This is a genomic window from Salinispora sp. CH2A1_6, from assembly GCF_056820975.1.
Genome location: NZ_JBXEDG010000003.1, coordinates 468008 through 485543 on the forward strand (window position 1 = coordinate 468008; position 17536 = coordinate 485543).

Sequence of the window (17536 nt, forward strand, 5' to 3'; positions counted from 1 at the left end):
GCATGCTCAGAGGTGGCCGGTAGCAGGCGGTCGAGGTTCGTGGGCGAGCCGGACCGCTGTCGTGAACGCTGTTGTCCAGGGGAACGCTTGCTGCCGCTCGTTGCCGCTGCCGGGCGGGTGCGGTTCCCATTGGTCGTCGGGGCCGAGTAGGACGTGTACCCCCTCGTCGCGGAGGCTGGCCACGGCGTGCCGGAACGGCGCCCGGGCGGCGAGGGCAGCGTTGACGAACGGGACGACGACGGTCGGTACCTGCCTGCCGATCAGCTCGGCGACTGAGGTCATGGCGTAGTTGTCCGCCAGACCGAGGGCGATCTTGTTGATTGAGTTGTAGGTCGCGGGGGCGATGACCAGGGCGTTGGTGGCGGGCAGCGACCGGCGGGTGCCGGGTGACGATTGGTAGGTCGACCGGACCGGATGGCCGGTGAGGCTCTCGAGTGGCTGCGGCTCGATGAAGTTCATCGCGCTCGGTGTGGCGGTGACCGTGGCTGTCCAGGATCGGCCCTGTGCGGCCTTGACCAGCTGGGCTGCGTTGGTCGCCGGGCCGGCGCCGCAGACAACGATCTGGAGGTGTCCGCCGATCACCGCGCGATCCCGGCGCTCTGGGCGAAGTCGACAGCGGCGGTGCGGGTGGAGCCGGTGGCGAGAATGGCGAGGTCGCTGGCGACGCGGTGGACGTTCGGCCGACAGCGGATCTCCTCGGGTGCCACCTCGTAGGCGTTGCGCAGCGCGTGGAGGCCGTGTTCGTAGCGGCCCCACTGGGTGTAGGCGCGTGCCACGTCCACATACAGCGATGCCCGGCGTTCTACCAGCGTCACCTTGTCGAGAGGAACGGTGCGGGCGACCGCGATGGCGGTGCCGGCATCGCCGAGGGCCAGCGCGATGGTGACCTGGTGGAGCAGGACATTGGCGGCGCCGAAACCGGTCCACCGATCGTTGCCGTCGTAGCCGAGGTGGGTCGCGGCGCGGGTCGCTCCATCGCGCATCGCGTAGGCGGTGTCCCGGTCGTCTCGGCGGGCGGCGGCGATGGCCCCTCGAAGGACGAGGGCACCGTAGACGGCCACCGCATCGGTCGACGCGAGGCGGGTGTCCCGGTCGAGTGAGTCGGCCGCTTTCGCGGCGAGGGTGACTGCCTGGTCGTCGTGGCCGTTGCCCATCAGCGCATGGGTCATGATCCGGGCGCTCGCGGCAATCGCCACCGGGTCCTGGCTCAGGGCAGCGGCGCGGGTGCTCCGTTCGGCTGCTACCAGGGCCGGCCCGCGGTCGCCCACTTTCAGCAGGACGCTGCCGACGACGTGGTACAGGTCAGCTGCCAGGACCTCGACGCGTTGCCGTTGCTCACCCGTCGCGCCCGATCGCACCGCTTCGAGGCAGGGCAATAGCATCACGAGTCGGTCGAGTACCCGTTCGTACCGGCAGGCCTGATAGTCGACCTTGGCGGCGGCGACGGATCGGGAGAACTGCGGAAAGGTGAGAGCCGCATCCGCTGCGGGAGCGGGCGAGAAGAGCGCGTCGAGCAATGGAGCGACGTTGGGCATGGCAGCGACGCCGATCGCTACTCCGCGTAGGAGGGCTCTCCGTCGCACCTCACCCCCAGAATCCGAGTCGCGGTCTCCGCCATCGCCAGTATCCGCATGCCCGCCGGCACCCGGCCGTGCGGCACCCGCAGCTGTACCGCTGGTGCCCACCGTACGCAGGGCCTCGAAGCGTTCCCGTGCCTCAGGTGTGGCTCGGGACAGCACGGTGTCGAGCGCGGCCTGCATGTCGGCGCGGGGAAGCACCTTGTCGCCCTGGCTGCTCCACTTGGCCACGGTCCGCCGCGCCGCGCCGAGGTGCTCGGCGAACCCGGTCATGCTCATCCGTAACGCATGTCGCAGCGCGTTGGCGTCCCGGCCGGTCCAGGTCGTCACCGTCGCCATTGCACGTCCTTCCGGAACGGACAGTCATCGGTGGAGGTGATGCTAGCCGCACATGGGGTGACGGTAGGTGCACCGCGGGTGCATCGCCGAGACATTCCGGCCGTGCGCCGACTGGGCCAGCCTGGTTGTGCCGACGCAACCGATCCAAGCGGTGCGCCGGTGGGCCAGCGGCAACCTTACGGCAGGGAGATCCAGATGGACGTGTCGATCGGGGACAGGTCGGAATGGGACCCAAACCACCGGCCAGGGCTTGTGCCGGGCACTCCGTCGACCGCACGGTGACTCCCCATTCGCGTACCGCCAGCGGGGCTGCGTGGGTGGGTGACCGGCGGTCTGCTCCCAGCCGCCGGCCGACGGCGGTGGGCTTGCCGGCATGCCGGCAAGCCCACCGCGCACACGCGTTGTTCGGATGCCGGCGATGACGACGTATGTGTCTCGGTACGCTGCGACCGGCGAACTGACGGCAGACCGCACAGCGCCGGTCCCGGCATCGACGCGGCCGTGCTCGGCTGATCCGCCACTGCTGACGCACGTGTGGCGGATCGTGTTTGAGCGTCAGGCGCGGGACAGCGAGCGTCGATGAGCAGGCATGGCGTGCCTCCGGTTGCGGTCGGGCCGAAGATGTCGTCGGAGCATCTGCCGCTGCGTCCGTTCTGGCTGTGCCACCGATGCGGGCAGCCGTGGCCCTGCGGCGCGGCGAAGCTTGCGCTCCTGGCTGAGTATCGAGAAGCGCGGGTGAGCCTGTTCCTCTACCTGGCTGGCTGCCTGCACGACGCGATCGACGACCTGCACCGGCACAACGCGAGCGTCACGGGCAGCGCCGCCGATCTGTTCGACCGGTTCCTCGGCTGGCCTGCCCGGGTGGCGTGCCCATCCCGCGCTGATTAGCCGGCTCGGTGTGGCCCAGCACCGAGCTGGTACGGCTACGGCACCAGGATGCCGGGGTTGAGGATGCCGGCCGGATCCAGCTGCCGCTTGACCGTGCGGAGCAGGTCAACGGCGAGCTCCCCGATCTCGGCCGCATACCAGTCGCGGTGGTCGGTGCCGACTCCGTGATGGTGGGTGATGGTGCCCCCGGCGCGGGCGATCGCGTCGCTGGCCGCCGCCTTCGCGGTGCGCCACCGGTCGATCGGATCGGAGCCGGGGGAGCAGATCACGGTGAAGTACAGCGAGGCGCCGGTCTCGTAGACGTGGGAGACGTGCGCCAGTACCAGCGCGCCCTCCGGCAGCGCGTCCAGGATCGCCGCCCGGACCCGCTCGTGCACCTCGGGCAGCCGAGACCAGTACGCCGCGGTCTCCAGGGTCTCCGCGAAGGCCCCCGCGTCCAGCAGCGCGTCGCGCAGGTACGGAGCGTCGAAGCGGTGCTGCAGCCACTGCCGTCCCGGCTCGGCGCCCAGCGGTTGGCCGCCCTGCGCCGCCAGCACCGCGGCGGCCGTCTCGGCGGTGGCGTGAACCTGCTCGCCCTCGTACCCGATGACCAGGAGGCAGCCGCCGTCGGACTGGCTCTGACCGCTCGCCCCGACCAGGGTCTCGACCTCGTCGGAGAGCCGCAGCACCGTGGCCTGCGGCCCGTCCTGTGCCAGTTTCCGGATGGCGTGCAGCCCGGCGGTGAAGGAGTCGAACCGCCAGCCCTCGTAGTGGGTCTGCGCCGGGATCGGTCGTACCCGCACGGTGACGTCGGTGATGACGCCCAGGCTTCCTTCACTGCCCAGGAAGAGCTGGCGCAGGTCGGGGCCGGCGGCGGAGGCGGGGGCGCGTCCCACCCGGATGGTGCCGCGGGGGGTGGCGACGGTCAGGGCGGTCACCAGGTCGTCGAAGCGGCCGTACCCGGTTGACGCCTGCCCGCAGGAGCGGGTGGCGGCGAAGCCACCGATGGTGGCGTATTCGTAGGACTGCGGAACGTGGCCGAGGGTGAGTCCGTGTTCGGCGAGCAACTCGGCGGCGCGGGGGGCGGGAAGTCCCGCCTGGAGGGTCGCGGTGCGGGAGATGGCGTCCACGGCGAGGACCCGGTCCAACCGGCTCAGGTCGATGGTGACGTGGGCCGGCGCGGTAGGTGTCAGTCCGCCGACGACCGAGGTGCCACCACCGAAGGGGACCACGGCCACCCGGTGCTGGGAGCAGAGCTCGAGTAGGGCGAGGACCTCGGCGTGGTCGGCCGGGCGGACCACCGCCTGTGGGGCGTGGTGGAGCCGGCCCCGGCGCCGTCGGAGTAGGTCGGGTGTGGACAGGCCGGTCGCGTGACGGGCCCGGATCGGCTGGGAGGTCAGCACGTGTTCGGTGCCGACGGTCTCCCGGAGTGCGGCCAGGACCGCGCCGCCGGGTTCGGCCGCGGGCATCGCGACGTCGGGCAGGGGTACGGCTGGGGGCCCGGGTGTCAGCTCCAGTAGCTGCGCCAGGAGCTCCGACGCGGAGTCCGGCAGGGGTTGTGCTCGTGAGGCCGACCCCCAGCGGGTCCATCGGTCGGCGTCTTCCCCAGCTCCATTCATGTGTGACACAGTGACATCCAGTGTCACTTCTTTGCAAGGGGGTGTGGGCATGGACGCCACGCTGACCGGGCCGCGCCGGGACCGGGAACTCGCCGAACTGGCCGACGGTGCCGCCGTTGACCTCCTCGTCGTCGGGCTCGGCGTCACCGGCGCGGGCGTGGCGCTGGACGCGGCCAGCCGTGGCCTCTCCGTGGCCGCCGTCGAAGCCCAGGACCTGGCCCACGGCACGTCCCGCTGGAGTTCCAAACTGGTCCACGGTGGACTGCGCTACCTCGCCCACGGTCAGGTTCGCATCGCCCACGAGAGCGCGGTCGAACGTCACGTCCTGATGACCCGCACCGCCCCGCACCTGATCCGGGCACTGCCGATGCTGCTGCCCAGAACCGACTACACCGCTGGTTGGCGGGACCGGGCCGCGGCGGTTGGGCTCCGCGTCGGCGACCTGCTACGCGTCAGCGTGGGGACCACCCGTCGGACCCTGCCGGGCACGCGGCGGCTCGGCCCGGCCGAGGCGGGCGCGATGGCGCCGGCGTTGCGCCGAGTCGGCCTCCGCGGCGCCCGGCTGTCCTGGGACGGTCAGCTCTGCGACGACGCCCGGCTCGTGGTCGGTCTGGCCCGTGCGGCGGCGGCGCGCTCCGCCCGCATCCTGTCCCGTGCGCGCGTGGTCGACCTGCACGGCGACGGCGCCACCGTCGAGGACACCCGTACCGGGGAGACCGTGCGCATCGCCGCCCGCGCCGTGATCAACGCGACCGGTGTCTGGGCAAGCAGCCTGACCCCACACGTGCGCCTGCGGCCCTCCCGCGGCACCCACCTCGTGCTGCCCGCCGCAGCGCTGGATGGGCTCTGGGCCGGTCTGACCATCCCGGTCCCCGGCGAGTTCACCCGCTACGTCCTCGTGCTGCCCCAGCCCGATGGCCTGGTCTACGTCGGGCTGACCGACGAGCCACTCGCCGGACCCATCCCGGACGTACCGGAGCCCACCGAGGCCGACATCGCGTTCTTGCTCGACGTGCTCAATGGCGTCCTCGACCGGCCACTACACCGCGGCGACGTCGTCGGCGCCTATGCCGGGCTCCGGCCGCTGCTCGCCGACGCCGCCGACCGTACCGCCGATCTTTCCCGACAGCACGCCGTCATCGACGACCCAGACGGGATCATCAGTGTTGTCGGCGGAAAGCTCACCACCTATCGGCGGATGGCCGAGGACGCGGTGGACACCGCGGTGCGTCGTCGGAACCTGGCCGCCGGCGCCTGCCGTACTCGCCGGCTCCCGCTCCCGGGCGCCGCGAGCCCCGCCCACCTGGCACGGGTCCCGGCCCCCCGGCGGTTGGTCGCCCGCTACGGGGTCGAGGCGGTCCATGTCCTGGCCCAGGCGCCGGCGCATCTCCACCGGCCGATCGGCGCAGAGATCCCGGTCACCGGCGCCGAGCTACTCTGGGCCGCCCGGCACGAACTCGCCCGTACCGTTGATGACCTGTTGGACCGGCGGACCCGTCTCGGTCTCGTTCCTGCCTACCGGGACGCGGCGTTGCCGGTGGCGGGTGAGGTCCTTGAGCTCGCCGCGACCCAGTGAACGGCGTCGCGTCGCCGACCCCCGCGGTGGCGAGCGCGAACACCACGGGGACCAGCCCGACCGGGACGGCTATCGGTCACCGGTCGGCTCGGCCCCGACCTCGCCCGCCGTCCGGGTGCGTCGGCGGTCCTCGCGGACTGCGTGTCGGATCGACTGGAGGGAGGCGTCCGGCGCGAAGATCAGTGCGTACCAGCTGTCCAGTGTGGTGCGAAGGTGGGCGATGCTGGCCTGGAGTCGACGGCTTCGCTCGTTCGAGGCGCGTAGCTGCTCCCGGATCGTCTGCGCCTCGGCCTCCAACTCGGCCATCCGGATCCGCATCGGCTGCACCAGGGTCAGGGCGGAATCGGTGATCACACCAGCCGCCTCGGCGCGGAACTTCCCCCGCTTCACCACCACCGCGGCGATGGTGGCGAATCCGCCGGCGCCGCCCAGGACGCCGAGTACCGACAGCACGACCTGAAGCCACTGTGGGGCGGCAGCTGCTGCGTCGGTCGCGGGTGGGGGTGGGGGCGGGGGTGGGGGTGTCATGGGAACTCACCAGCCAGGTCCGGGGCTGGGCGTTGCGGCTCGACCAGCCGGTACAGATCGTGTAGGAGCTCTCCGCCCCGCCACCATGAAGCGAGCGCCACCGCGGTGAGGAAGCCGACGGAGGTGACGGCCGCCAGACCGCCACCCACCCCCATGGTGATCGCGTACATGCTGGTGACAGTGCCGAGCATCAGCATGGACGCCAGTTCCAGCCCGAGCCCGGTGGCGTACCGGCCTGGCCACAACAGTCCGGCGATGCCGATCAGGCCGGCGACGATCAGCCCCAGCTGCCAGCCGATGCGGATCGGCTGCGGCATGGCGACCCCCAACGAAGGTGGCGCCCCCAGGACGAGCATCACCGTGCCGCACATGGGCGAGGTGAAGACGACAGCGTTCTCGAAGGGCCGTCGATTCCGCCAGATCAGCTTCTTCCGCACCGCAGCTCCTCAAGGGTCACTCGCCGAGCCGGTCTCAGGGACACGCTCGGACCGGCGCTGCGCGAGGAGGGGATGACGACGAGCGTCATTGATTGCCGATAACTCAGTCATATCACCCGGCGGAGCTGTCGCCCAAAAGATGCTGAGATCCGACAAAACTGCAGGTCAGAAGGGGTGTAGTGGCGACTCGCCAGACCGCCCAGCACCCGGGCGACGACGATGCCGGTGAGCACGCCGACGGGCACCCCGGCCCAGGTCAGCCACGGCTGGGCGAAGCGGGTGCCGAGATAGACCAGGGCGAGCGCGGGCGCCGGTGGCGGCAGCCCGACCAGAACAACTTGGTTCCCCTCGGTATCACTCTAGGCGGCGGCCGACCCAGTTTGCCCGACCGGCCGTACCTTGCCAACGGCAGGAAACCCTGAGAGCGGCTTCAGTTCGTCCATGGTCAGCTTGCCCTCGTCGCTCACGGTCAGCGCTGTCGGCGTCCATGCTGCGCTACTCGCAGGGTGTTGCACACGTCAGCCACGCCCGGGATATCCCACGCGAGTTCGCCCGCGACCTGCCGCGTTTCGAGGTCGGCGGTCAGGCCGGCCAGGATGATCACTCGATTCTGCACGGAGACGGTGATCTGCTGGCGGCGCGTCGTCCAATCAGTGCTGAGCCGTTGGGCGGCTATCGCGGCGAGCCGAGCGTCCTCGTCGTGGTGTGCCGCCGGGTCCCAGGCGGGGTGGAAGGGGTCGTCCTCGGGTGGGGGCCAGGGCAAGACCATGTGGCAGTCCTCATCGCTGGAGCTGGCAGCGAGGTGCGGTCGGTCGCGGGTCGCGACGCGCCCGTCCGCTGCTCACACCAGCACCTTGGGTTCGTTAGCTGTGTCTGGTTGGTTGGTCACGACGGGGAAGGCGGTGTCCAGGCGCATCGTGTGTAGCACGGTCAACACGAACCGGGAGGGCGCGTGGAGGCACAGCTCCGCGCCGCGCTGACGAGCCTCCTGCCGGGCCCGGACGAGCAAGCCGAGGCCGGTGGAGTCGATCTGCTCAACGGCGGAGAGGTCAACGACGACGCGCCCCTCGTGCTCGATGGCCTCGCTCAGCGCGGTGCGCAGCGGATCCACCGTCGTGGCGGCCTCGGTGACCTCGTCATGGTCGGGATCCCCGAGCGGCTGGACGGGAACGCCTTGGCCGGGTGGGGGCGGGGTGCATCCGGCGCATCGGTGTGGACCGGTGGCGAACGGAGATCCGCTCCAGCCATGCTCGGATACGAGTGTCCAGACCACTTCGTCGTCGGGCAGTACGACGGCCGTGCTGGCGGCGGTCTCTCCGCAACCATCGCAGATCAGGGTCATCATGTTGTCGTCTGGCACGACGGTCATGGTTGGTTCCCTTCCTGGTCCGCTGGCGTCGAGGGGTCGCCGGTGGCCCGCAACCGGCGACTGGACCGCCTGGTCGGCCCTGGCGTGTGTCGCGCCGTCACGACCGCGAGGGTAACTGCGGCGCCGGCGAAGCCAGCCTGCACGGCCAGCCGCAGCACGGAGGGAGCGGCGACATCGACGCCAGCGACTCGGGCGATGATGGTGCCGAGCAGGGCGGCGCCGACACCCACGGCGATGGCCAGCCACGCCGGGGCAGCGTCCCGGCCCGGGAGAACGAACCGCCCGAGCAAGCCGACGGAGGCGCCGATGACGAGGGCGTGGATGAGGGCGTTGCCGGTCACTGCTGCCTCCTCTCGGTGGGAAGGGGCCGGGTTGGCGCGACGAACGGCCCGACACGCCTCTCACCCTCTAAGCGGGTCGTGTAGCGGCCGGTGCAGTTGGATGACAGTCAGATGACAATCTGTCGGCTGCCCCGGAGTGGGTGGTCGCCGGGGCGCCGGGGATGATGCCGTAATGACCGCGGTACTGGTGATCGAGGACGACGACCGGATCCGGTTGGCGCTGCTGCTCGCTCTGGAAGAGGAGGGCTACACCGCGCGGGGGGCGGCGACCGCCGAGGAGGGGCTGCGGATGCAGCGGTCCGATCCGGCCGACAACGTGTTGTTCGACCTGATGCTGCCCGGTATCGATGGATTTGAGGGGATCCGTCAGCTGCGCCGCGACGACGATGTCCCGATAGTGGTCGTCAGCGCCCGGGACGACACCCACGACATCGTCGCCGCGTTGGAGGCCGGCGCCGACGACTACGTGGTCAAACCGGTCGCCATCAAGGAGTTGTCCGCCCGGCTGCGGGCGCTGCGACGGCGTGCCCGGGCGGTGGCTACCCCGCTCGCGGTGCAGGTTATCGGCGACCTGGAAATCAGCGCGGAGGCGGGGGAGGTGCGTCGTGCCGGCGAGCCGGTGCCGTTGACCCGCACCGAGTTCCGGCTCCTCTGCGAGCTGGCCGAGCATGCCGGGCGGGTGCTGTCCCGGCAGCAGCTGCTACAGCGGGTATGGGAATACGACAGTGGCGACGAGCGCCTGGTGGACGTGCACGTCGGGCGCCTGCGCCAGAAGATCGAGGCGGAACCGGGTAACCCGCGACACCTGGTTACGCTCCGTGGCCTCGGCTACAAGTTGCAGCGATGAGACATCTCGGGCTCCGCGCGCGGGTGACGGCGGGGTTCGCCGTCGGCGCCGCGTTGCTGGCCGCGTCGATGGCGTTGATCTCCTATGACCTGACCCGGCGCAGCCTGCTCGATGAGCGGGAACGCACGGCGGTGCGGGCGGCCTACTTCGACGCCGGGGTTGTCCGCATCGGGCTGAATACCGATGAACCCGACGTTGTCGAGGTGCTCCGTTCGCTGGACACCGGCACCTCCCGGCGACCCCTGCTCCACCTCGACGGCTCCTGGTACGGGCGTACCGCCGAGACGGCGGCGACGAGCGTTCCGGCGGAACTGCAGAAGCAGGTCCGGGCCGGACAGCCCGGGGTGCAGCGGGTCCGGTTGGCCGGGCATACGACACTGCTGGTCGGGGTGCCCCTGCCCGACGGTGCCAGCTACTACGAGCTGACCTCCCTACGTGAGTTGGAGGAGACCTTCCAGGTTCTCGCGCTGGCGTTGACCGCGGTGGCGATCATGGTGGCGGGCTCCGGCGCCGCCTTCGGCTGGTACGCGACCCGGCACAGTCTGCGTCCGTTGACCGCCGTCGCGGACGCCGCCGAGCGGATCTCCGCCGGCGACTTCACGACCCGGCTGGCGCCGGCCACGGACCCGGATCTGACCCGTCTGTCGACCTCCTTCAACGATATGGTTGACCAACTGGCCAGACGGATCGAGCGGGACCGGCGCTTCGCTGCCGACGTGAGCCACGAGCTCCGCTCGCCGTTGCAGACCCTCTACGCCGCCGCGAGCGTGCTGACCAGTCGGCGGGGACACCACGACGAACGGACCGCGACCGCGGCGGGGCTGGTGGCCGACGAGATCGGCCGGTTCCAGCAGCTGGTCAACGATCTCCTGGAGCTGGCCCGTACCGACCAGCCCGCCCAGCGGGAGTCGGTGGACATCGTCGCGCTCGCCGGTGAGGTGTGCCAGAGTCGGGGACTGCCGGAGAACCTGGTGCGGCCCGAACCCGGCACGCCGACGGAGTGGCGGGTGGACCGGCGGCGTACCGAGCAGCTGTTGGTCAACCTGCTCGAGAACGCGGTCCGTTACGGCGGTGGCCCGGTCGCCATCCGGCTGTCGGCCGTCGGCACCACCGGCGTCGTCGAGGTGGACGACGTCGGTCCGGGCGTACCGGTGGCCGACCGAGCAGTGATCTTCGACCGCTTCGTTCGCAGCCGCGCCGCCTGCGCCCGCGGGGGCACCGATGGCACCGGGCTCGGCCTGGCGATCGTCGCGCAGCACGCCACCGCCCACGGCGGAGACGCGACGGTCACCGACCGACCCGGGGGCGGGGCGCGGTTTCGGGTGGAGCTGCCCGGGAGCATGGAATGAACGCCCGCCTGGCGGTGGCCGCGCTGCTCGTGCTGCTGGCGGGTTGCGGCGTACCCACCGACGACGGGCCACGGGCGGTAGAGGCGCCGTACGGGCCGTTCCCGACCCCGGGTACGGCGGTCTCCGACCCGGCCGGCCGGTTCACCGAAGCGCTCTACTTCGTCCGCGATGACCGCCTGGTCCTGGTCCGCCGTCGCCTCGACCTGTTGCCCACGGTCAACCAGCACTTGGAGCATCTGCTGGCCGGTCCGAACGAGGCCGAGCGGGCCGAGGGGCTGGCCACCGCGCTCTTCGGCGCGGTCACCGTGGCCGGCATCCGCCTCACCGGGACGCGGGCCGAGGTGGACGTGCCGTCGGTGGCGGACGGCGCCGGTCGGAGCGACGAGGTCTTCGCCTTCGGCCAGATCGTCTGCACCCTCACCGCTCGCCCGGAGGTTGACGCGGTGTCGTTCCTGCGCGACGGTGAGCCGCTGGGCGTCCCCCGCGCAGACGGGTCGTTGTCGGAGGGGCCGCTCACCGCTGCCGACTACGCCGAGCTGTCCGGCTCGGATTGAGCGGTGGCGGTCGAGCTGTCCGGTACCGACGCAGCGGTGGTGGTCGAGCTGTCCGGCACCGCAGCGGTGGCGATCAGCCGGCGACCGGTACCGTCTCGCCGGGCAGGGTCGGCTCGTCGCGGTGTACCGAGGTGGCGCCGGGCAGCTCCGATGTCCCGCCGCCGTTGTGTCCGACGTCGCCGGCTGCGCCACCGGTGCCCTCGTCCGGCTGTTCTGGCTGCTGGCCGTCGGCCGAGTTGTGCGGCTGGCCAGCTGCTGGTGTTGGTGCGTCGCCGCTGGCGGGGGCGTTGCGGGCGACTACCTGCGGGTACTCCGCGGTCGCGGCACCGCCTGTCGCGGCTGCCATGACCGCCGCCGCGGCCAGGTCGGCCACCCGCTTCGCCTCACGCTTGACCCGCGACCTGACCTCCTTGGCGTGTTGGTCGGCGTAGTCGGCCGCGCGCCGTGCCTCCTCCAGCCGGTGCAGCTCGTCGGCGAGCTCCCGGCGGGTCGTGCCGAGTCGTTGTTGCTGCTTGATCAGCTCCTGATCGATGGCATTGCCGTCCTGGCGGACCTGTGCGAGCTGCTGCTGGCCGGCTTCCAGCTCGGACTGGAGCCGGCCGAGTCCCTCCCGGCGGTCGCGGATGTCCTGCTGCACCGCGGCGAGCTGCTGCTGGTGGCTGGCGGCCTGCTCATCGATTCGCTGGCGTACCTTCGCGGCGTACTCCTGCGCCTCGGCGATGAGCGCGGCGATCTCCTGCTCGGCGGCGGTGCGTTGGGCCGCGAGTTCCCGTTCGGCTGTGGCTCGCTGCTCGGTCAGCTCCTGCTCGGCGCCGGTACGCTTGTCGGCCAGCTCCCTTTCCACAGTGGACTGCCAGCGGGTCAGCTCCTCCTGGGTTCGGGTCCGGGCCGCCTGCACCTCCTGCTGGATCTGGGTGCGGGCGGAGCTGAGGAACGCCTCGGCCTCGGCCCGGGCCTGCTCGATCCGCTGGGCGCTCTGCTCGTCAACCCGGATCGCCTCCTGCCGGGCCCGCTCGTGGGCGGCCTCGCCCGCCTCCCGCAGTTGGTCGGCGGCGGCGCGGATCTCGGCCAACTCGGCCTGGGCGGCGGCCCGCCGCTCCTCGTCCACCTGCTCCTGTTCGGCGCGCCGGGCAGCCAACTCCGTTTCGAAGTCGCGCATCGTGCTGGTCGCCTGTTCCTGGGCGTCAGTGAGCGTCCGCTCCGCCTCTGCCGTGAGCTCGGCCGCCCGCTGTCCGGCCGCCTCGCCGATCACGTCGGCCTGCCGTTCGGCCAGCGCCAGGATTTCTTCGACCATCGGTCCCAGATCGCGGAACGCGGCGCGGTCGACCCGGGCCGGCCGCTCGCGTAGTTCGGCGACCTCCGTCTCCAGGTCGGCGAGCTGGGCCGTCAGTGCCTCGGCTCGGACCTGTGCCTGGTTGCGGTCGGTCACGGCCCGGAGCAGCTCGCCGTCGAGCTGGTCAAGGTGCCGCTCCACCTGCCGCTTGTCGAACCCGCGCATGGTGACGTCGAAAGCCGGCCGCGACACCTTGTAGTCGCTGGCCGCGAACGACTCGTCGCCGTGGGACATGGCTGCACCCTCCGTACGATCGCTGGCGCCACGCCGGGGCGGGGGCCACCCCACGGGCAACGGTGTGGCGACACGCTACCGCCGTCGGGGTGTGGGCTGAAGACCTGCCCCGCCCTTGGGGCAGCGATGGCGAACTGCCGGCCGGTCGAGCCGGTCGACTGCGTCGATCTCCACTTGACAGCGGTCAAGGTAAGGCTAACCTAACTGGGTCGAGTGCGGCGCGGGACCGGTTCCCACGTCCGACCCCGGAAGGCATCATGACCCAGACCCTGCCCGTTGCGCCCTGGCGGCTGTTCACCGTCGAGGTTCGCGCCGTGCGTCGGCTCGGCCCGTCGTTTGTGCGGGTTACCTTCACCGGCCCGGACCTGGACCGCTTCGCCGACAACGGCTACGACCAGCGCGTCAAGCTCGCATTCCCGCTGCCGGGTGAACGGGGAGCCGGGTTGCCGGAGGGTCCGGACTGGTACGCCCGCTGGCGCGCACTGCCGGAGTGCCAGCGCAACCCGATCCGCACCTACACCGTCCGCGCCGCGCGCCCCGAGCTCTCCGAGGTTGACGTCGACCTCGTTCTGCACGGTGACGGCGGGCCGGCGACCCGCTGGGCGTGCCGGGTGCAACCCGGGGACCAGGTCGCGATCGTCGGCCCGGATGCGGGTTACGACGGCGAACACGGCGGTGTCGAGTTCCGGCCACCGGCCGCCGCGAAACTTCTGCTCGCCGGCGACGAGACGGCCGTTCCGGCGATCTGCGCCATCCTGGAACGGCTCCCGGTCACCGCCCGTGGTCGGGTGCTGCTGGAGGTGCCCGAGGTCGACGACGTGCAGTCGGTGGCGGCGCCACCCGGGGTGGCGGTGCGCTGGCTGGCCCGGGGCGGGCACCCACACGGCGCCCGACTCGTGCCGGCCGTGTCGGCCGCGGCCGCGGAGCTGATGTCCGGCCCGTCGGTCGGGACGCCGGTCGCGGAGATCAACCTGGACGCGGAGCTCCTCTGGGAGGTGCCCAGCTCCGTTCCCCCGGTCCCGCTCTACGCCTGGTTGGCGGGCGAGGCGGGCGTCATCCGCACCCTCCGTCGTCATCTTGTCACCGAACGCGGCGTGGATCGCCGGGCGGTGGCCTTCATGGGCTACTGGCGCCTCGGTCGCCCCGACCCGGCCTGACCGATGCGGCGAGGGCGGGGGAGAAGGCGGCCAGGAAGCGGTCCCGGAATTCGTCCATCCGCCACACCGGAGCCTCCGGTGCGGGAGAGAGCCCGTCCGGCCAGCCCCATTCGTCGATCCGTGCCAACACGCCCGGATCGCGGGCGACGAGGTGGACCGGTACGTCCCGGCTGGCGCCCGGACCGGTGATCACTGGTGCCGGCTGGTGGTCGCCGACCACGATCAGCACCAGGTTGTCGTCGCCGTACCGCTGCACGTAGGAGATGAGTGCGCCGAGGGTGTACTCGATGGAGCGGCGGTACCCGACGCGGGGCGGCGTTGACGAGCTGCGTTCGCTGGCGTCGTGGAACACCCGGCCGTCGCCGACGGTGTCCCAGTCAACCAGCCTCGGAATCTGGGTCCAGGGCGAGTGGCTGGAGACCAGTGCCAGTTCGGCCATCACCGGCCGGTGATCGGTGCCGGCCAGTTCCCGCTGGTGGAAGGTGGAGAGGGTGTACTGGTCGGGCATCGGGGCGAAGCCGAATCGGGGGCCCTGGTAGCCGAGGTGGTACTCGTCGTAGAACCGTTCGTAGCCGTAGAAGGCCCCCTCCGGCCAGGGCTGGTTGACCGCCGGCATCACCCCCACCGTCCGCCAACCAGCCCGCTGGAACGCCGCGCCGAGGGGGGTGCGATCGCTGGCCAGCAGCGTACGGTGCCGCTGGTTGTTGTCGATCCAGAGCCCGGAGAGGAGCGTCGCGTGGGCCAGCCAGCTGCCCCCTCCGGCGGTGGGCGAGGTGAGAAAGGCGCTCCGGGTACCGAAGCCAGCGGCGGAGAGCCGCCGCTGCCCCTCGTCGAGCACCGCCTCGACAGTGCCGAACTCCGGCTCCTGCACCACGTCCCGCCCGTAGCTCTCTACGAAGGCGACCAGGACATCCTTGCCCTCCAGCGCGGTCAGCAGCTGATCGTCAGGGACCAGGCGGTACGGGTCGATGTTCACCCGGTCGGGGAAGCTCGCGCGGTCCTGAAGGCGTGCCTGCACCTGTGCGGCGTGTGCCCGGACCAGGTCGGTCGTGGCCGCGTCGGCCACCGGGAGAGCAGGGACGATCCGTACCCCGGTGGCGGCCGTCACCAGCCAGAGCGCCACCAGGCCCGTGAGTACCCGCCGCGCGTTGTCCGGGTGCCCGGTCAGCAGCCGACTCAGCCGGAGGACCGCCCAGGTGGTGACCGTCAGCAGCGCCACCACCAGCAGGCCGGCGCCGACGGACGCCGCGATCGCGCTCCCCCGGCCAACCGAGGTGCTGACGAAGGTGAACGTCTCGTCGAGGAGGCTCCAGTCCAGGGCCAGGTCGACCGGCCGCCCGAGGGTGGTGTGGAAGCCCAGGTCGGCGGCCTTGACCACCACCAACAGCCCGAGCAGCGTCCCCGCCAGTGCGGCCACCGGCCGCCGTAACCGGGTGGGAACGGCGAGCAGGACAGCCGCCAACGCGAGACCTTCCAGCGGGATCCGCAGTAGCGCGGCCGGTACCAGCTGACTGGGCTGCCGCGGCACGGTGAGGGCGACCAACGCCAGCAGCACCGCCAGCGTGGCGGGTACCCGCCGCCACCATGCCGGCCAGCGCAGTCGCGCTGCCTCGGTGGGTGCCGTCGCCAGCGGGGTCGCCGGCGTGCGGTCCCGGTGCCGCCACCGCCAGGCCACGTCCCGGCCAAACGACTCCAGCTGCAGCACCAACACCGCCAGCGAGAGCAGCCCGCCGACCGTGCTCGGCAGCAGTCGGGACGTCACCACCAGCAACACCACGCCGAGGGCCGCGGCGACCACCTTCCGCCAGTAGCGCGGCGGCAGCGGCCCGCTCAGCCAGGGCAGGGCCCAGCCGGCGACGAGGAAGAGGTACCGCATCGCACCGAGGACGAGCACCCAGGGCCCCACCACGGGTGCCACGTGCAGACTGAGGACGGCCACCAGGATGCTGTCGATCTCCATGTCGAACCGGGCGCCGAACGCGCTCTCGGTGCCGGTGCGCCGGGCCACGTACCCGTCGACCGCGTCCAGCGACAGCGCCACCGCGGCGAGAGCGGTGAGCAGCCCGACTGGCGTCGGGCGGCCGGTGAGCCCGTCAGCCACCAGCGCGACGACCGCTCCGATGAGCACCGCCCGGGTCAGCGTCACCCGGTCGGCCGGCCCGAGGTTCCTCGCTGCCCGGTGCAGACCGTGACTGAGCGCCCGGCACAGCACCAGCCCGTACGCGAGGCCGGCGAACCAACCGACGGCGCCGAGCCCCACCGTCCCGGCCAGCCCGACCAACAGGAGAATCTGAACGGACAGTCCGGTCAGCGGACCGCTCCGAATCGTGGCCACCACGCCTCCGCGTCTATGATCGACAACTCTGACAGGGCCTACGGACGGCGCGTCGCTCCGGTTCGCCGGTGCCGCGGAGAGGAGCAACCGGTGAACCAGACCGCACGCGCCTTCTGGCTGGCCACGCCCGGGCGGGGTGAGATCCGCTCGGTGCCGGTGCCCACCCCGGACGCCGGCGAGGTGCTCGTCCGGACCCGCTACTCCGGCGTGAGCCGCGGCACCGAGACGCTGGTGTTCACCGGCGGTGTCCCGAGCGGACAGTATTCGGCGATGCGTGCCCCGTTCCAGGAGGGTGACTTCCCGGCCCCGGTCAAGTATGGCTACCTGAGCGTCGGCGTGGTCGAACAGGGTCCGCCCGGACTGCGCGGGCGCACCGTCTTCTGCCTGTACCCGCACCAGACGGCGTACGTGGTCCCGGCCGAGGCCGTGGTGGTGGTGCCCGAGCAGGTACCGGCGGCGCGTGCGGTGCTCGCTGGCACGGTCGAGACCGCGGTGAACGCGCTCTGGGACGAGCCACCCCTGGTCGGCGACCGGGTCACCGTGGTCGGTGCCGGGATGGTCGGCGCGGCCGTCGCGGCCCTACTGGCCCGGTTCCCCGGCGTGCGGGTACAGCTTGTCGATGTGGACCCGACGCGGGCCGCGCTCGCCGGGGCGCTCGGCGTCGAGTACGCCGCACCGGCCGCCGCGGCGGCCGGACAGGACCTGGTGGTGCACGCCAGCGCGACCGCCGCCGGCCTGCGTCGCTGCCTGGAACTGGTGGCGCCGGAGGGCACGGTGCTGGAGCTGAGCTGGTACGGCGACCGCGAGGTGGCGCTGCCGCTCGGCGCGCAGTTCCACACCGGCCGGCTCACCCTGCGGAGCAGCCAGGTGGGACGGGTCGCCCCGGCCCGGCGGAGTCGGCGTAGCCCCGCCGACCGGCTCACCCTGGCGCTGGATCTCCTCGCCGACCCGGTCTTCGACACCCTGCTGACCGGGGAGTCCCGGTTCGCGGACCTGCCCGACGTGCTGCCCCGGCTCGCCGACCGGCGGTTGCCGGCCCGCTGCCACCTCATTACCTACGACGGAGAGTGACAC

Annotated in this window: 18 protein-coding genes; 8 read left to right on the top strand and 10 right to left on the bottom strand. The window is 71.8% G+C overall.

Annotation, left to right across the window (positions count from 1 at the left end; genetic code table 11):
* Nucleotides 1–6 precede the first annotated feature (6 nt).
* Entirely contained in the window at nucleotides 7–582 is a 576-nt protein-coding gene (locus tag AC1UKG_RS07000) for a flavoprotein (protein WP_482642228.1), read from the bottom strand.
* The gene (locus AC1UKG_RS07005; RefSeq protein WP_482642227.1) at nucleotides 579–1916 is read right to left on the bottom strand and encodes a hypothetical protein; all 1338 of its coding nucleotides are present in this window, start codon (nucleotides 1914–1916) and stop codon (nucleotides 579–581) included. Before AC1UKG_RS07005 ends, AC1UKG_RS07000 begins: the two co-directional genes overlap by 4 nt.
* A gap of 418 nt (nucleotides 1917–2334) precedes the next feature.
* On the opposite strand from AC1UKG_RS07005, the gene amcA reads away from it, so the two are divergent.
* Both amcA and AC1UKG_RS07015 read left to right on the top strand, forming a co-directional pair.
* Nucleotides 2335–2499 carry a multiple cyclophane-containing RiPP AmcA gene (gene amcA, locus AC1UKG_RS07010; RefSeq protein WP_475889384.1) on the top strand — a complete coding sequence of 55 codons (165 nt, stop codon included), beginning with the start codon at nucleotides 2335–2337 and terminating at the stop codon, nucleotides 2497–2499.
* The gene (locus AC1UKG_RS07015; RefSeq protein WP_482642658.1) at nucleotides 2496–2804 is read left to right on the top strand and encodes a hypothetical protein; all 309 of its coding nucleotides are present in this window, start codon (nucleotides 2496–2498) and stop codon (nucleotides 2802–2804) included. Before amcA ends, AC1UKG_RS07015 begins: the two co-directional genes overlap by 4 nt.
* A 35-nt stretch (nucleotides 2805–2839) precedes the next feature.
* Here the strand turns inward: AC1UKG_RS07015 and AC1UKG_RS07020 are convergent, their stop codons facing one another.
* Nucleotides 2840–4402, bottom strand: a complete 1563-nt coding sequence (locus AC1UKG_RS07020; RefSeq protein WP_482642657.1) for an FAD-binding oxidoreductase — start codon at nucleotides 4400–4402, stop codon at nucleotides 2840–2842.
* Between the two features lie 49 nt (nucleotides 4403–4451).
* On the opposite strand from AC1UKG_RS07020, the gene AC1UKG_RS07025 reads away from it, so the two are divergent.
* Entirely contained in the window at nucleotides 4452–5978 is a 1527-nt protein-coding gene (locus AC1UKG_RS07025; RefSeq protein ID WP_475889389.1) for an FAD-dependent oxidoreductase, read from the top strand.
* 69 nt (nucleotides 5979–6047) lie between these two features.
* Here AC1UKG_RS07025 and AC1UKG_RS07030 read toward each other — a convergent pair whose 3' ends face one another.
* The 5 genes from AC1UKG_RS07030 to AC1UKG_RS07050 all read right to left on the bottom strand — a co-directional run bounded on the left by AC1UKG_RS07030 (nucleotide 6048) and on the right by AC1UKG_RS07050 (nucleotide 8653).
* Nucleotides 6048–6431, bottom strand: a complete 384-nt coding sequence (locus AC1UKG_RS07030) for a hypothetical protein (RefSeq protein ID WP_018813399.1) — start codon at nucleotides 6429–6431, stop codon at nucleotides 6048–6050.
* 71 nt (nucleotides 6432–6502) lie between these two features.
* Nucleotides 6503–6943 carry a hypothetical protein gene (locus AC1UKG_RS07035; RefSeq protein ID WP_018742242.1) on the bottom strand — a complete coding sequence of 147 codons (441 nt, stop codon included), beginning with the start codon at nucleotides 6941–6943 and terminating at the stop codon, nucleotides 6503–6505.
* A 469-nt stretch (nucleotides 6944–7412) separates the two neighbouring features.
* A complete protein-coding gene (locus tag AC1UKG_RS07040; RefSeq protein WP_018742243.1) occupies nucleotides 7413–7712 on the bottom strand; it encodes a BON domain-containing protein in 300 nt (99 codons plus the stop codon).
* A 72-nt stretch (nucleotides 7713–7784) separates the two neighbouring features.
* Nucleotides 7785–8312: an STAS domain-containing protein gene (locus AC1UKG_RS07045; RefSeq protein ID WP_018742244.1), complete on the bottom strand. Its 528-nt coding sequence runs from the start codon at nucleotides 8310–8312 to the stop codon at nucleotides 7785–7787.
* Nucleotides 8309–8653, bottom strand: coding sequence for a hypothetical protein (locus AC1UKG_RS07050; protein ID WP_018742245.1), 345 nt, complete (start codon nucleotides 8651–8653; stop codon nucleotides 8309–8311). The genes AC1UKG_RS07045 and AC1UKG_RS07050 overlap by 4 nt, the downstream gene beginning before the upstream one ends.
* Before the next feature lie 172 nt (nucleotides 8654–8825).
* On the opposite strand from AC1UKG_RS07050, the gene AC1UKG_RS07055 reads away from it, so the two are divergent.
* The 3 genes from AC1UKG_RS07055 to AC1UKG_RS07065 are packed head-to-tail and all read left to right on the top strand — an operon-like array spanning nucleotide 8826 to nucleotide 11403.
* The gene (locus tag AC1UKG_RS07055; RefSeq protein ID WP_018742246.1) at nucleotides 8826–9500 is read left to right on the top strand and encodes a response regulator transcription factor; all 675 of its coding nucleotides are present in this window, start codon (nucleotides 8826–8828) and stop codon (nucleotides 9498–9500) included.
* Entirely contained in the window at nucleotides 9497–10849 is a 1353-nt protein-coding gene (locus AC1UKG_RS07060; protein ID WP_026271129.1) for a sensor histidine kinase, read from the top strand. Before AC1UKG_RS07055 ends, AC1UKG_RS07060 begins: the two co-directional genes overlap by 4 nt.
* Complete coding sequence (locus AC1UKG_RS07065) at nucleotides 10846–11403, top strand: GerMN domain-containing protein (protein ID WP_018742248.1); 558 nt, start codon at nucleotides 10846–10848, stop codon at nucleotides 11401–11403. Before AC1UKG_RS07060 ends, AC1UKG_RS07065 begins: the two co-directional genes overlap by 4 nt.
* Nucleotides 11404–11476: 73 nt before the next feature.
* Here AC1UKG_RS07065 and AC1UKG_RS07070 read toward each other — a convergent pair whose 3' ends face one another.
* Nucleotides 11477–12970, bottom strand: coding sequence for a hypothetical protein (locus AC1UKG_RS07070; RefSeq protein ID WP_018742249.1), 1494 nt, complete (start codon nucleotides 12968–12970; stop codon nucleotides 11477–11479).
* Between the two features lie 257 nt (nucleotides 12971–13227).
* Here AC1UKG_RS07070 and AC1UKG_RS07075 point away from each other — a divergent pair, with 257 nt between their 5' ends.
* Nucleotides 13228–14127, top strand: a complete 900-nt coding sequence (locus tag AC1UKG_RS07075; protein ID WP_018742250.1) for a siderophore-interacting protein — start codon at nucleotides 13228–13230, stop codon at nucleotides 14125–14127.
* On the opposite strand, the gene AC1UKG_RS07080 is transcribed toward AC1UKG_RS07075, so the two are convergent.
* Nucleotides 14087–16465, bottom strand: coding sequence for a CDP-alcohol phosphatidyltransferase family protein (locus tag AC1UKG_RS07080; protein ID WP_482642656.1), 2379 nt, complete (start codon nucleotides 16463–16465; stop codon nucleotides 14087–14089). The genes AC1UKG_RS07075 and AC1UKG_RS07080 overlap by 41 nt on opposite strands.
* Before the next feature lie 87 nt (nucleotides 16466–16552).
* Here AC1UKG_RS07080 and AC1UKG_RS07085 point away from each other — a divergent pair, with 87 nt between their 5' ends.
* On the top strand, nucleotides 16553–17533 hold the full coding sequence (locus AC1UKG_RS07085) for a dehydrogenase (protein WP_018813395.1): 981 nt from the start codon (nucleotides 16553–16555) through the stop codon (nucleotides 17531–17533).
* The last annotated feature ends 3 nt before the right edge of the window (nucleotides 17534–17536 follow it).